At 39.9% G+C, this 13,812-nt stretch carries 15 protein-coding genes; 9 read left to right on the forward strand and 6 right to left on the reverse strand.

The features are described from left to right. The coding region (locus QZU45_RS05795) for an Rpn family recombination-promoting nuclease/putative transposase (RefSeq protein ID WP_295352756.1) at positions 1-824 on the reverse strand (824 nt) is incomplete at its 3' end. A gap of 208 nt (positions 825-1,032) precedes the next feature. Beyond that, positions 1,033-1,290: a hypothetical protein gene (locus QZU45_RS05800; protein WP_295352759.1), complete on the reverse strand. Its 258-nt coding sequence runs from the start codon at positions 1,288-1,290 to the stop codon at positions 1,033-1,035. Positions 1,291-1,418: 128 nt separating this feature from the next. On the opposite strand from QZU45_RS05800, the gene QZU45_RS05805 reads away from it, so the two are divergent. Then, positions 1,419-3,074, forward strand: a complete 1,656-nt coding sequence (locus QZU45_RS05805) for a cytochrome c biogenesis protein CcdA (protein WP_295352761.1) — start codon at positions 1,419-1,421, stop codon at positions 3,072-3,074. An 81-nt stretch (positions 3,075-3,155) separates the two neighbouring features. Here the strand turns inward: QZU45_RS05805 and accC are convergent, their stop codons facing one another. From accC to aroQ, 3 genes are read right to left on the reverse strand one after another with little or no spacing between them, the layout of a single operon-like run. Further along, on the reverse strand, positions 3,156-4,517 hold the full coding sequence (accC, locus tag QZU45_RS05810) for an acetyl-CoA carboxylase biotin carboxylase subunit (RefSeq protein WP_295352765.1): 1,362 nt from the start codon (positions 4,515-4,517) through the stop codon (positions 3,156-3,158). A gap of 22 nt (positions 4,518-4,539) precedes the next feature. Beyond that, a complete protein-coding gene (gene accB / locus QZU45_RS05815) occupies positions 4,540-5,016 on the reverse strand; it encodes an acetyl-CoA carboxylase biotin carboxyl carrier protein (protein ID WP_295352841.1) in 477 nt (158 codons plus the stop codon). Positions 5,017-5,051: 35 nt separating this feature from the next. Next, on the reverse strand, positions 5,052-5,504 hold the full coding sequence (gene aroQ, locus QZU45_RS05820; protein WP_177189535.1) for a type II 3-dehydroquinate dehydratase: 453 nt from the start codon (positions 5,502-5,504) through the stop codon (positions 5,052-5,054). Positions 5,505-5,931: 427 nt separating this feature from the next. On the opposite strand from aroQ, the gene QZU45_RS05825 reads away from it, so the two are divergent. Next, positions 5,932-6,342: a DUF805 domain-containing protein gene (locus QZU45_RS05825; RefSeq protein ID WP_295352768.1), complete on the forward strand. Its 411-nt coding sequence runs from the start codon at positions 5,932-5,934 to the stop codon at positions 6,340-6,342. Positions 6,343-6,455: 113 nt separating this feature from the next. Here the strand turns inward: QZU45_RS05825 and QZU45_RS05830 are convergent, their stop codons facing one another. After that, entirely contained in the window at positions 6,456-7,325 is an 870-nt protein-coding gene (locus QZU45_RS05830; RefSeq protein WP_074841109.1) for a LysR family transcriptional regulator, read from the reverse strand. 112 nt (positions 7,326-7,437) lie between these two features. Between QZU45_RS05830 and QZU45_RS05835 the strand changes: the two genes are divergently transcribed. From QZU45_RS05835 to nusB, 7 genes are all read left to right on the forward strand, one after another. After that, complete coding sequence (locus tag QZU45_RS05835) at positions 7,438-7,896, forward strand: NirD/YgiW/YdeI family stress tolerance protein (RefSeq protein ID WP_074841108.1); 459 nt, start codon at positions 7,438-7,440, stop codon at positions 7,894-7,896. 199 nt (positions 7,897-8,095) lie between these two features. Continuing rightward, a complete protein-coding gene (locus tag QZU45_RS05840) occupies positions 8,096-9,349 on the forward strand; it encodes an MFS transporter (RefSeq protein ID WP_295352773.1) in 1,254 nt (417 codons plus the stop codon). A 204-nt stretch (positions 9,350-9,553) separates the two neighbouring features. Continuing rightward, complete coding sequence (gene glyA, locus QZU45_RS05845; protein ID WP_295352776.1) at positions 9,554-10,816, forward strand: serine hydroxymethyltransferase; 1,263 nt, start codon at positions 9,554-9,556, stop codon at positions 10,814-10,816. Positions 10,817-10,830: 14 nt separating this feature from the next. Then, positions 10,831-11,973, forward strand: coding sequence for a bifunctional diaminohydroxyphosphoribosylaminopyrimidine deaminase/5-amino-6-(5-phosphoribosylamino)uracil reductase RibD (gene ribD / locus QZU45_RS05850; protein ID WP_295352779.1), 1,143 nt, complete (start codon positions 10,831-10,833; stop codon positions 11,971-11,973). A gap of 15 nt (positions 11,974-11,988) precedes the next feature. Further along, positions 11,989-12,651: a riboflavin synthase gene (locus QZU45_RS05855; protein WP_295352782.1), complete on the forward strand. Its 663-nt coding sequence runs from the start codon at positions 11,989-11,991 to the stop codon at positions 12,649-12,651. A 234-nt stretch (positions 12,652-12,885) separates the two neighbouring features. After that, positions 12,886-13,356 carry a 6,7-dimethyl-8-ribityllumazine synthase gene (gene ribE, locus QZU45_RS05860; protein ID WP_074945543.1) on the forward strand — a complete coding sequence of 157 codons (471 nt, stop codon included), beginning with the start codon at positions 12,886-12,888 and terminating at the stop codon, positions 13,354-13,356. 19 nt (positions 13,357-13,375) lie between these two features. After that, a complete protein-coding gene (gene nusB / locus QZU45_RS05865; RefSeq protein ID WP_074841103.1) occupies positions 13,376-13,807 on the forward strand; it encodes a transcription antitermination factor NusB in 432 nt (143 codons plus the stop codon). Positions 13,808-13,812: the final 5 nt, after the last annotated feature.

The following is a 13,812-nucleotide window of genomic DNA, read 5'->3' on the forward strand; positions in this document are numbered from 1 at the left end:
TGAATCAGCCCCTCAGCTTTTCCTTTTTCGATACCTCGTGATTCTCCATCTAGGCCAGCTTCATAAAGAGCATTGTCATAATCCATAAGTTCCATTTCTCTTTTCAAATAGGCAAGATACTCATCAGGATCTTTTACAAAATTATCTCGAAGATTAAAAGCTTCATCGAAAATCTTATCTTTTTTCATAAGTTTTTCTTCCTCTCCGTTTAATTTTCCTGAAAAGAAAGCCAGCCATTTTTCTGCTCTACTCATTGAAGAAATTCTTTTTTTGGAGAATTTTTTTAACTCCAAAAAGTGAAACTCGATTAAATCTGTAATAGGTTTTCCATCTTCTAGATTACAGAGCTTTGCTATACTGTGTGGCTTAGGATTCTTATTTTCATCAAACAAGTTAAATTTTAGCAGATGGATACAAATAACAGCAGCAATATTCAGGTATTTGTCACCACGCTTCAGGTTATTTGTATACAATCGGCTCCAATAGACCAAGCTTCTTTCAATCCATGCTTTTTCGTTCAGTACCTGAATTTCAAGATTTACCTTCTCGCCAGATGCCAATGTGCAGGTAATATCAAGTCTTGAACTTTTGTCATTTGCGCTTAATCCTAGAATCTCATTGTTATTATAGACCAGATCTAGAATTTTCTTTTCTTCTGCTCTATTGAGCACTGAATTTAAGAAATCTATCAGAATACTTTTTCTAGATAAAAGCTTTTTGGCAAAGATATCATTGGTTGTAGAAATCTTTTCAGATCTAATAACCTCCTGATGGATTTGAGCCATTCGAGGATCTTTCTCAAGTTCAAGTAACAAATTAGACATTTCAATACCTCAAAATAACAAAAAAAATATAATATCCGACAAATTTGAGGCTCTACACGTAAGGGGGGCATTTTTTTTCAAAAACATAAATAAAAAGATGAATGTTCAGAAAAAAGTTTTTTTTGGGTTGAGAGAATTGGACTGAGATTTTATGTTGCTATTCTGTATTACTATGCTTTCTTTTCAATTGGACTGAGATTTTATGTTGCTATTCTGTATTACTATGCTTTCTTTTCTTAATTCTGTCGAAAAAATTAAAAATAAGTTTGTCCAGTCTGAAGAAGATTATTGAACCAATTGTCTGAGCAATTATAAGATTTGGAATTACAGGAAGTCCCATGGAATCCAGAACATACATGAATGGCATCATAACAACAGTTGAAATTTGCCACCTTATAAAATAGACAGCATACAACTTTGAAAAATAGCTTTTTATAAAAAGCCAGCAGGCATTTATTATTGTCATAAAAAATTCTCACATACGCTTCTTACCTTAAGTTTAGTTGACGTTTTCTGATATCTGACCTTTTCTCTCCAAATTAACTAATCTGGATGCGTAAATTTTGATATTATGCAGTTAATAAGGAAAGATATATGCTCAGATTATTTATTACACTGTTAACTTTTTTTTACTCCATTAGCTCCTTTGCAGAGATTAACCTAGACAAACTGTATGCACTTGGTTCTGCTGCAAAGGAAGAGCTTCCATTCTCATCCGAATGTTGGCTGAACAACGACTTAATCAAATGTAACATTCACATAAAAAACGGTTCTTATATATATAAAGACTCCATTGGATTTAACGCTCCTGATGTAATACTAAGCACAGATAAACTTCCAGATGGCATCATGCATGAGGATGTAAGCGGGACCAATGAAGTGTATATGGAACCGGTAACAATTAATGCCCAGATTATTGAAGGAAAAGCAGGAAATATCGTCAGCTTCAACTACAGAGGCTGTGACAGTCAGGGAATTTGCTATCCTACCCAGACGAGAGATCTATTCCTTGAAAAGGATATCAAAGGAAACATGGAAAAACTTCCTTCTTCTAATCTGAATCAGGAAAAGGGAATTTTCAGTGGCTACGATAATTTTCTGATTATTCTTCTCCTCTGTCTGGTATTCGGTGTTGCCCTTGATCTGACTCCATGTGTACTGCCTCTGCTGTCGATCTACTCTGCGACAATAATGGGATCAAAATACGTTTCAGCTACCCATAAGATAAAACAGAACATAATCTACATTCTTGGCCTAGCCCTGACCTACTGTGTACTAGGCCTAGTATTTGCCGAGATTGGAGTATCTGCTCATGGAATTCTTCAACATCCAGTTTCTATTATAATTCTCAGTTCAATTCTATTTATCTTTACTCTGGACTGTGCAGGGCTTATCAACCTGAAGGTTCCACTGATGTTCAATAACTCGCTACAGATTGCTATCAATCGACAGAAAGAAGGAACCCTTGCCAAGGCATTTATATTTGGAGCTTTATCTGCTCTGATTACAACTCCTTGCACCAGTGCACCTCTTGCAGGAGCACTTGTATATATCATTACCTCCAATTCAGTTTTAAAAGGCGTGCTGATGTTCCTATTCATTGGTCTTGGAATGGGACTTCCTCTGCTTATAATCGGATTCTTTGGAGCTAAATATATTTCAAAGCTGAAAAATCATACAGAGAAGATAAGAAGACTGTTCGCAATTCCTCTATTTTTGGGCGCCTACTATATCTGTCAGCATCTTTTCGGAGATCTGAACAGATATATTGAGCCAGCTGTTTATGCCAGCTGTGGAGCGTACTTTATTGGAGTAATGTTCAGAAGCAAAAAGCTGTCCTATATTCTTATGCTAGCTTTTTTCTCATTTTGGGCAATCTATGCTGCTGTATATACAGGAACCTCACAAGTTACAAACAAAAACTTTACTCTGGTCCATAAGCTTTCTGACTTAAGTAAATATAGCGGTAAGAAAACGCTGGTTACCTTCTCTGCGCAGTGGTGTGCAAACTGTCATGAACTTGATAAAACACTATATGCCAGTGATGAGTTTTTGGATCTGACTTCCGATATGAATAGAGTCAGATTTGATATTACAGATCCAGCAAGTCATTCAAACGAAGAACTGACAAAAACCTTTAATATCATCGGTGTTCCTTTCCTTCTGGTATTAGATGAGAAAGGAAATGTTATCAGAAGATACACTGGTTCTCCTGATTTAGATGAATTGACATCAATGATACAGGACTAGAAATTTCATTTTTTGAGACAAAAAAAATCCATCCCTACTATACACAGAGATGGATTTCTTTGCAGTAATTGTCGATTTAGATTACTTCTTGTTTGCCTTAGCAGCCTCAAGCTTCTCTTCAAGATAATGGATGCTTGCGCCACCCTTAATCTCAACAGGATCATTCAGTAAATCTTCGTGCAGAGGAATATTGGTCTTAATTCCTTCTAATACAAGCTCATCAAGAGCCTCAAGACCGCGTACACGAGCCTGCTCACGAGTATCATCGAAAACAATTAACTTACCAACTAATGAGTCGTAGTGAGGTGGAACCTTATAGCCCTGATAAACATGGCTATCCCAACGAACACCAGGACCACCAGGAACATGAAGATACTTGATCTCACCTGGAGAAGGCATAAAGTTTGAAGGATCTTCTGCATTGATACGGAACTCAAATGCATGTCCTTTAATCTTAACGTCATCCTGAGTAATTGAAAGTGGGTTACCAGCGCATACAGAGATCATCTCACGTACAATATCAACACCGGTAATCATTTCGGTAATTGGGTGCTCAACCTGAACACGGGTGTTCATTTCAATGAAATAGAACTCACCGTTTTCATATAGGAATTCAAAAGTACCGGCTCCACGGTATCCAATGTCCACGCAGGCCTTTGCACAGCGAGAACCAATGGTACGACGCTGCTCCTCAGAAATAAATGGAGCAGGAGCCTCTTCTAAAACCTTCTGATTACGACGCTGCATTGAGCAGTCACGCTCACCTAGGTATACTGCATGGCCCTGACCATCGGATAATACCTGGAACTCAACATGACGTGGGTTCTCAAGGAATTTCTCCATGTAAACAGCAGGGTTGTTGAAGAACATATCAGCCTCACGACGAGTCAGAGCAATTGACTCCTCAAGTTCAGCGTCTGATCTTACAACACGCATACCGCGTCCGCCACCGCCACCGGCAGCCTTAATAATAATAGGGTAGCCAATCTTGTTAGCCAGCTGACGATTCTCTTCAAAATCATCACCTAATGCACCTGCTGAACCAGGAACACAAGGAACACCAGCTTTCTGCATAGCTTTCTTTGCAGATACCTTGTCGCCCATCAGACGAATAGTATCAGCAGTTGGTCCAATGAAAACAAAACCTGACTTCTCTACCATTTCGGCGAAATCAGCATTTTCGGATAGGAAACCATAACCAGGGTGAATTGCATTAGCACCTGTTGCTTCTGCTGCAGCAATGATTGAAGGAATGTTCAGATAAGAATCCTTTGGAGCTGCAGGTCCGATACATACAGCTTCATCTGCAAGCTTAACATGTAACAGATCTCTATCGGCTGTTGAATGAACTGCAACAGTCTTTAAACCTAACTGACGGCAAGCACGTAAGATACGTAAAGCGATCTCACCGCGGTTAGCTATAAGAACTTTTTCAAGTTTCATATTTTAGGTTTACTCTCAGTTATTATTCAAACTCGAATAGAGGCTGGTCAAACTCAACAGCTGAGCCATTCTCAACCAAAATCTTCTTAATTACACCTGAACGGTCAGCCTGAATCTGATTCATCATCTTCATAGCTTCAATAATACATAGAGTATCGCCTTCCTTAACAGAAGCGCCTTCCTCAACGAAAGGAGCTGCGGTTGGGCTGGCTGAACGGTAGAAAGTACCAACCATTGGTGACTTCATAAGCTTAGCAGCATCAGGAGCTGCAGGTGCTGCAGCTGGAGCTGCAGCTGGAGCTGGAGCTGGAGCGGCAGCTGCAGGTGCGGACTGTACAACAGGAGCTGCAACTGGAGCAGAAATTACAGTCTGAACAGACTGAGCGACAGCCTTTTCACGAGTAATCTTTAACTCTTCTTCGCCTTGCTTTAAGTTAATCTCAGAAACATCTGATTTTGAAACAATCTCAATAAGCTTAGCAATCTTATGAATATCAATTTGCATAAAATATCCTAATTTAGTTATTTCTAATCTTAACGATTACGACCTAAGAACTCGACAGCAGCTCTCAAGGCATACTCGTAACCATTAAGTCCGAAACCGGCAATGACACCAACGGCCACATCAGAAAGGTAAGAATGATGCCTGAATTCTTCTCTTCTGTGAACATTGGAAATATGTATCTCATAAAAAGGCAAATCCACTCCAGTCAGAGCATCACGTATTGCGACACTGGTATGAGTGTAGGCACCGGCATTTATGAGAACAAAATCTTTGTTTAATCTAGAATCCTGAATTTTAGTAACGATATCGCCCTCAGAATTTGACTGAAAACACTCGATATCTACATCCAATTCCTTTGCAACATCTTTAAGATGATTTTCAAGATCTTTTAATGATGTATGACCGTAAATCTGAGGCTCACGAACACCCAGCAGATTAAGGTTTGGTCCGTTAACAACTAAAATTGAATGCTTTGCCAAAATTTGACTCCCGAATATCTTAATCCGCGCATTTTATCATTTTTAAGTGAAAGTGGCGCATTTTTTCTTAAAATCCCCAAATTTTTCCGTGATTTTTTATATTTTTTCGCATATATCCTTATATCAGAGTAGTCAAAAAATTTTATATTCATAGTTTTTCTAAATCATTTTTTGAGTCTTAACCCATTTTTTTTGAGCTTATGATCAAAAGATGCCTTCCAGAGTAGTAACATATGGATAATTCAAAGAATTATTTTTTAAATTAACCAGTTCACAAGGATAGTTCTGTCCAAAATGCGGTCGCAAACAGAAAGAAACAATCACAGACAGATTCGAAGAAACGGTTCATGACTTTACAAAACAGATCCAGCCAAAAATTGAAGAAGCCGGCAGATCTCCGAAGTTTTCTTTCAGATGGGCTCTCTACACGGTGCTTAAAAGAAAATATTCTGATTTCTCTGGTAGAGCCTGCCGTTCCGAGTACTGGTGGTATATCCTTTTTGTAAATCTTCTTTATATTGGACTGAGCATCGTTGGAGGGGTTCTTACCGTATTTACAGGAATGATTGGTGCCTATCTGATGATCGCGATTTTCATCATTGCACTCGTAGGACTTTTGGTTCCATCTATAGCTGTCACGGTTAGAAGAATGCATGACCTGAACGTAAGCGGATGGTGGCTGATTTTATTCCTTGTATTAAGCTTAATTCCGCTGATTAATAACCTGCTGGTAATTGGTTACATTATATGTTTCTGTCTGAAAGGTACATCCGGACCAAACAAGTTTGGTGAAGATCCTCTTGCAGCAAATAATCAGTTAGTCACCGATGCAAGGCAATAGAATCTTTTTTTGAACAACAAACAGATTCTATGATCAGTTAATGGCTGCTCCATATTTCTTCACTCAGGATTTCCAAATATTTCCGAAAGTTCCTTGTTCTCTACGTAGAGATATCAAGGTAGCTTATCCATATTCTCTTTTAGAAGTTCAATAAATCTTCTTGCTGCAATGGTCAGGGACAGTCTGTCCTTGTAGCCTATCGCCATCTTTCTAATAACCGGAGGCTCAGTTGGCCTTAGCTCAAGATTGTAGGCTATTCTCTTGAGCATCAGCTCTGCAAGCATACTTACCCCCAGCCCCTGTTCGACCATATTCATGATGGTGTAATCATCATGGATGACATAACTTATTTTAGGATGTATGCCCTGCTCCTTAAATGCAATCAGTGGCTCGGAATGATTTCCCTCTTCAAGCAGGATAAAATGTTCCTTTCCTAAATCCTTAAGGGATACAATCTCATTTTCTGCCAAAGGGTGTCCTGGAGGTAGAACAGCCATCATACGGCCATCCTTTACGGGAGAGGTCTTAATACCACTAACGGCATCCGGATTAACAAAACCGAAATCGACAGCACCGGTTTTAATCCATTCAGTAATTGATACATAGTCTCCTTCAAGGAGTACAAATTCAATTGCAGGATATTTCTTTTTAAACTCACTGATCAGAATCGGCAGCCAGTGCGTAGAAATACTTCCCATAGTTCCGATTCTGATTGTTCCGGTTTCAAGGCCTCTTATTTCCTGAGCATGTTCTTTTACTGTTCTGTATTCGTATACAAGACGCTGTATATGGGGGTATAATCTTTCGCCCTCCTTGGTAAGAGAGATACCTGATTTAGATCTGTTAAGCAGTTTTATCTTCAGTTCATCTTCTAAAGAGGAAATCATCTGACTTATTGCAGACTGTGTACAGTTCATTGCTGAAGCGGCCTTGGTAAAATTTCCAAGTTCGATAATTTTGTGTAATGCCAGATATCTATTCATTGTACAAAAACCAGAAACAGAAAAACTTGTAGTAATCAGTGATTGGACTAAGTTGAGACTAAGATGACTCTACTATAATTACCAACCGTATTTCATAGCATATGGAGATTTTATGACAAAAGGATTATTTTTGCTTAGTGCAGCTTCTATATTGCTAGCAAATATTTCAACAGTCCAAGCTGAAGGTATAACTAATACTCCTAGATCATGTGAATCAGAATTCAAAGGACAGCCTGCAGGCTTCGAGAAAAAACTCAATATTATCGCCATAAGAGATCTCAAGAACGAGAAAGACGAAGAAATTGTCAGAGTAAAAGGAAAAGTTACAAAATACTTTGGCGAAGATAAATACGAATTCACAGATGAAAATGGAGATACTATAGAAATTGAGTTAAACAGAGATAAGGACTGGTCCTTTGTACACAAGGATGACACCATCGAAGTCATTGCCCAGTATGACAAACAGTTCTTCTCAGCAGATAGTCTTGACGTTAAATGCGCTCTTCCTCCTGAACATCCAATGACGCAGATCGGAACCAGAATTCCTCCAAGAACCAATCGAAGAATGTAGCAAACTCTACTTTTGTCGTGAGAAGTTTAATCTCTGCTCACGACTGTATACCGGACAAATTCTACTCATCATCAGTACCTGATCATCAACTTACAGTTAATTATTAGATTTTCTAATACATCAATAAGATAAATTTGTTTTACTAATAAAAGATTTACCTTTAATCTATCTTTATAAAAGATATTTTGAGGTATTGATAATGAGCATCAGAAAACTGAGATTCTTCTATGTGTGCATGATCGCATTCTGCGCATGTCTAGTTTATGCTGTAAGCTCAGGTATACGCTCTAATCTTGCCCTGCTTCTAAATCCAATTATGCAAAACAGCGGAGTATCCTACCCTGAGATTAGTTTTGTTCTGGCCCTAGGTCAGTTGATCTATGGTCTAGTTCAGCCTCTGTTCGCTTATCTGGCACTGAAAAAATCCTACGGTTTCATGCTGACATTAAGTTGTCTCCTGATGTTTGTTGGCCTCATGGCTACGCCTTACTGTACCAGTGTTGCCGCACTTACTGTTTTTCTTGGAGTCCTTTTCCATACAGGAACAGGCGGTACCTGTTTCGGTCTGATGATGGCTGTTGCCACTCCTGCGCTTGGACTTGCCCGGGCCACTGCAGTTTCAGGATTTGTTAATGCAGGAACCGGTGTTGGTTCAATGTTTCTTTGCCCATTTATGAATGTGCTTAATTCTAACTTTGGAATTCAGACAACCTTATTAACGCTGTCAGCTCTGACTCTAATCATCATTCCTGTAAGTCTATGGCTGTCAAACCGCAAACAGGTCATAGCTGCAACCGCTGAAACTGAACGTGGACTGGATATGGAATCCTTTGTGAATATTCTGCATGACAGAACCTTTATAATCATGCTTTTAAGTTTTGCTGTATGCGGATTTCACATGTCAATTCTGCAAACACATCTGTACTCCCAGTTCATCTCATACGGCATAACAGATAACGTCGCAACACTAAGCTATTCCCTGATAGGAATCTCCACAATGCTCGGTGCGGTCATCTGCGGTTTATGCTACAGAGTATTTTCTCTTAAGAATGTATTAGGAACAGTCTATCTGTTAAGAGCAGTTGCTGCCTTTGCCTTCATGTTTTTAATGCCCAAAAGTGTTATCAGCGTAATTCTGTTCTCAGTATGTATCGGCTTGACCTGTGATGCCTCAGTAAGTCCAACATCCGAGATTATCAGAAACCGTTATGGTCTTAAGATGCTGGGCATACTGTTTGGAATAGCCTTTATCTTCCATCAGGTTGGAAGCTTTATAAGCTCCAATGTCGCAGGTCAGATTGTAGAAAAGACTCACAGCTATGACCTTCTATGGAGCATAGACATCATTCTGTGCATAGTAGCTTCTCTGTCGGTTTACGCTTTAAACAGAAACCAGGAACCAAGGAAAGCAGACAGACAGTTCTCAGGAACAATTGCTCCAATACATTCTTAAGCCTGCCTCCTATTGAGAAACAATACCTTTCTCAGAAGAGATTTTTCTGCTTTTCAGGCAGAATTAAGCACTGATCTAAAGATGAGCATTAATAAATAAAATGCTAGCCAGTTCAAAAAAAATGATAAAATAAGCCTGTCTTCTTTTTTATGCAGATGTTAAGAACATCTGCATACCAACACTAAACAATACTGAGGAAATCCAATGAGCTTCATTAACAAAGCTAAATCAATTGCAGAATACGATCCAGAGCTTTGGTCAGCAATAAGCGGCGAAAATCAGCGTCAGGAAGATCACATCGAGCTGATTGCATCAGAAAACTATGCTTCCAAGTGTGTTATGGAAGCACAAGGTTCACAGTTAACCAACAAATACGCTGAAGGTTACCCTGGAAAGCGTTACTACGGTGGATGTGAATACGTTGATATCGTTGAAAAGCTGGCTATTGACAGAGCCTGCAAACTATTCAAGTGCGATTTTGCTAACGTTCAGCCTCATGCAGGTTCACAGGCTAATAATGCAGTATACGCAGCATTATGTCAGCCAGGTGATGTTGTATTAGGTCTGTCACTTTCTTCAGGTGGTCACCTGACCCACGGAAGCTCAGTTAATTTCTCAGGTAAGGTTTACAAGTCATACGGCTACGAGGTTAACGAGGCTGGAGAGCTGGACTACGAAGCAATCCGTAAGCAGGCTCAGGAAATCAAGCCAAAGATGATCATCGCTGGTTTCTCTGCATACTCAGGAATTGTAGACTGGGCTAAAATGCGCGAAATTGCTGATGAAGTAGGTGCATATCTGCTTGTTGATATGGCTCACGTAGCAGGTCTGATTGCTGCAGGCGTATATCCAAGCCCAATCGACCATGCTCATGTTGTAACCTCAACCACTCACAAGTCATTAGGTGGACCACGTTCTGGCTTTATTCTTTCAAACTGCCACGACGAAACTATCTACAAGAAATTGAATTCTGCAATCTTCCCTGGCACACAGGGTGGTCCTCTTGAGCACATCATTGCTGCAAAGGCTATTGTTTTCAAGGAGGCAATGGAGCCATGGTATGTTGAGTACCAGAAACAGGTTGTAGCCAATGCCAAGCTTTTAGCAGAAGAAGTTATGAAGCGCGGATACAAGGTTGTATCAGGCGGTACTCATAATCACCTGTTCCTGATGGACTTCATCGGTCTTGAAATGACTGGTAAGGATGCAGAGGCTGCATTAGGAAAGGCTTTCATCACCGTAAACAAGAATACAGTTCCTGGTGAACCACGTTCTCCATTCATTACCTCAGGTATCCGTGTAGGTACTCCTGCATGTACAAGAAGAGGTTTCAAAGAGGCTGAAATCAAAGAGCTGGCATCTATCATGTGCGACGTTTTAGATAACTATCAGAATGATGAAGTTATTCTAAAGTGCCGTGACCGTGTAAAGGCTCTATGTGCAAAGTTCCCAGTATACAAAGACTAACCGGGGATTACGCTTTGAATTCAGTATCAAAGACTGATAAAAAATTCATGATGCAGGCCCTAAAGCTTGCATCATGTGGTTTATACACATCCTACCCCAACCCACCGGTAGGATGTGTCATTGTTAAGGATGGTAAAGTAATCGGAAAAGGTTACCATCACAAGGCTGGTCAGCCACATGCTGAGATTATGGCTTTAAAGGATGCCAACTATGATGTTGAGGGTGCAACAGCATATGTTACTTTAGAACCATGCTCTCATTATGGAAGAACACCTCCTTGCGCGCTCAAACTTGTTGAAATGAAGGTTGCACGAGTTGTCGTTGCCGCAGGAGATCCAAATCCACAGGTTTGTGGCAGAGGTTTTGAAATTCTGAGAAAGGCCGGAATTGAGGTTGTTGAACACGTTCTGGAGAAAAAATCTCTGTTCTTAAATCGAGCTTTCTTCAAGGCTATAACCGGAGATTACCCTTACGTAAGTGTAAAAGTCGGAATGTCACTGGATGCCAAAACAGCTCTTGCTAACGGACAGAGCAAGTGGATAACCAATGACAGATGCAGAGCTAAGGTTCAGGATATCAGAGCCAAGTCTGACTGTATTATTACCGGAGTAAACACTGTTATTGCCGACAATCCGCAGATGAATGTCCGCTATGAGAATTTCTCAGAGAAGAAACTCGCTAAAATCGATAAAGAGTTCATTCGTCAGCCTCTAAAGGTAATCCTGGATACAAAAGGTATTCTTGAACTGAACCGATATCAAATCTTCTCCTCAGGAGATGTCCTATGGGTCAACGGAACCGAGGATGCTTCAAAGTATCTTAAAGAGGAAAAACTTACCGAGCATGTCACCCGCCTTCTGGTACCAGTAAAAAACGGGCACACGGATATTGAGACAGTGTTGCGTTATCTTGGCACCTTAAAAATTCGTCGTGTCATGGTTGAAGCCGGACAGAAACTTACATCCGCTTTCATTAACGAAAATTTCTGCGATGAAATCTATGCATTTATATCCGGAAAAATGTTAGGATCTGACGGACAAAATGCATTCAGCATCGAAAATGCCCTATCTTTAGATAACTGCAGACAGTTCTATCTGCATAAATGCAGAAAGATAGGTTCAGATGTTCTGCTTCACTACACCTCCGTTCAGTACTAGTATCGAGGCTTCCGCATGTTTACAGGAATTGTTGAATCTGTAGGCATTTTAAAGTCATTATCCAAAAGAGGAAATGGCTATGAAATTGTCGTTGAAACCACAGATAATTTTAATTTAAGCCAAAGAGTTAAGTTAGGAGACTCAATTGCAAACAATGGAGTCTGTCTTACCGTAACAAAAATGTCAGGAAACTGCTTTTACGCAGATATTTCTGCAGAAACAGTTGAACATACCTGTTTTTCTCACTACACTCGCGGTCAGAAAATCAATCTTGAGCTGGCATGTACTCCAAGTACACATCTTGGAGGTCACATCATGCAGGGACATGTTGACGGGGTCGGAGAGGTCGTAAAGAAAGCAGCGCTGGATGATGCCATCAACGTATGGATCAGAGCTCCTCAGGAACTTTTAAAATACATTGCACACAAGGGTTCAATCGCTGTTGACGGAGTTTCCCTGACTGTAAATGAAATTGAAGGGGATACCTTCAGACTCACACTGATCCCTCATACTCAGGATTCAATCAACTTTGGAAACTTTGAACCAGGTTCTCGTGTAAATCTTGAGGTCGATGTACTTGCAAGATACCTGGAGAGACTGTTTCTACAGAGCAATGAAGAGAAAAAGCCTGCTAAATCAGGCATTACCATGGAAACACTTCTTAAAAACGGTTTCTAAAACACAACAGAATTCATTATCAGCAGAGGCTTATACAAAACATTTCATCATTTTTTTTAGAAAACCGCGATTTTATGAGAACCGTGATCTAATTAAAAAAGATGATATAATTCTCTGCGTTGAAAAAACTAATTCGACAAAGAACAGGACAATCTGTCTCGGACAAAACATACATACTGACATGGTTCAGTCTATTGAGAACGGGAAGATAGTCATTGGTATATTGGAGATCATATGTCTGTCAAATTTATCGAAGGCAAGAAGCCTTGCCAAGATGGCAAATTCGCTATTGTTGTATCTCGTTTCAACAGCCTAATCAACGAACGTCTTCTTGACGGCGCTTTAGATACCTTAAAGCGTGAAGGTGAGGTTCCAGAGGAGAACATCACTGTTGTCCGTGTTCCAGGTGCAATTGAAATTCCAGTTGTATGCGAAAAGATTGCTGCATCAACAAAATATGATGCAATTATTGCTCTAGGATGTGTAATTCGTGGTTCAACCTATCACTTCGAGGTTGTTGCCAACGAGTGTTCAAAGGGCATTTCACAGGTATCACTAAGACACTCTGTACCGGTTGCTAATGGTGTACTGACAGTTGATACCTTAGAACAGGCATTAGAGAGAGCGGGATCTCATGTAGGCAACAAGGGCTCAGAAGCAGCTTCTTCTGCACTTGAGATGGTAAATATTATTAAACAGTTCTAATTATAGGTAATTATTTAAGATGGATTCTACAGAAGGTTCAGTTACACCTGCTCAGCGCCACAAGGCAAGACATTTTGCTTTACAGGCTATTTATCAGTGGCAGCTGACTGGTTATTCTGCAACTGAAATCGAAAAGCAGTTTCTTGAAGATCAGCCAATCAGAGGAGCAGATCTTGAGTATCTACACGATCTGATTTCTGGTGTTATCAATAATGTTGATGAGATCGATGCAACATTCGCTCCTCATTTAAGCCGTCCTTTAGAGGAACTGGATCAGGTTGATAAGGCTGTTTTACGTGTTGGAACTTTTGAGCTGATGTTCCGTCAGGAAGTTCCATACAGAGTTGTTATCAACGAGTCTATCCTTCTTGCAAAAGAGTTTGCAGAGCAGGACAGTCACAAATTTGTTAATGGCGTACTGGATAAAGTAGTAAAGGCTATCAAAAAATAAGGCCT

The organism is uncultured Succinivibrio sp. (assembly GCF_902756765.1).
In the GTDB taxonomy this organism is placed as follows: Bacteria; Pseudomonadota; Gammaproteobacteria; order Enterobacterales; family Succinivibrionaceae; genus Succinivibrio.

Excerpts from the sequence above, each read along its gene's own strand:
- QZU45_RS05800 (WP_295352759.1), bottom strand. The coding sequence starts at position 1,290 with ATGACAATAATAAATGCCTGCTGGCTTTTTATAAAAAGCTATTTTTCA.
- QZU45_RS05805 (WP_295352761.1), top strand. The coding sequence starts at position 1,419 with ATGCTCAGATTATTTATTACACTGTTAACTTTTTTTTACTCCATTAGC.
- accC (WP_295352765.1), bottom strand. The coding sequence starts at position 4,517 with ATGAAACTTGAAAAAGTTCTTATAGCTAACCGCGGTGAGATCGCTTTA.
- QZU45_RS05830 (WP_074841109.1), bottom strand. The coding sequence starts at position 7,325 with ATGAATAGATATCTGGCATTACACAAAATTATCGAACTTGGAAATTTT.
- QZU45_RS05835 (WP_074841108.1), top strand. The coding sequence starts at position 7,438 with ATGACAAAAGGATTATTTTTGCTTAGTGCAGCTTCTATATTGCTAGCA.
- QZU45_RS05840 (WP_295352773.1), top strand. The coding sequence starts at position 8,096 with ATGAGCATCAGAAAACTGAGATTCTTCTATGTGTGCATGATCGCATTC.
- glyA (WP_295352776.1), top strand. The coding sequence starts at position 9,554 with ATGAGCTTCATTAACAAAGCTAAATCAATTGCAGAATACGATCCAGAG.
- QZU45_RS05855 (WP_295352782.1), top strand. The coding sequence starts at position 11,989 with ATGTTTACAGGAATTGTTGAATCTGTAGGCATTTTAAAGTCATTATCC.
- ribE (WP_074945543.1), top strand. The coding sequence starts at position 12,886 with ATGTCTGTCAAATTTATCGAAGGCAAGAAGCCTTGCCAAGATGGCAAA.
- nusB (WP_074841103.1), top strand. The coding sequence starts at position 13,376 with ATGGATTCTACAGAAGGTTCAGTTACACCTGCTCAGCGCCACAAGGCA.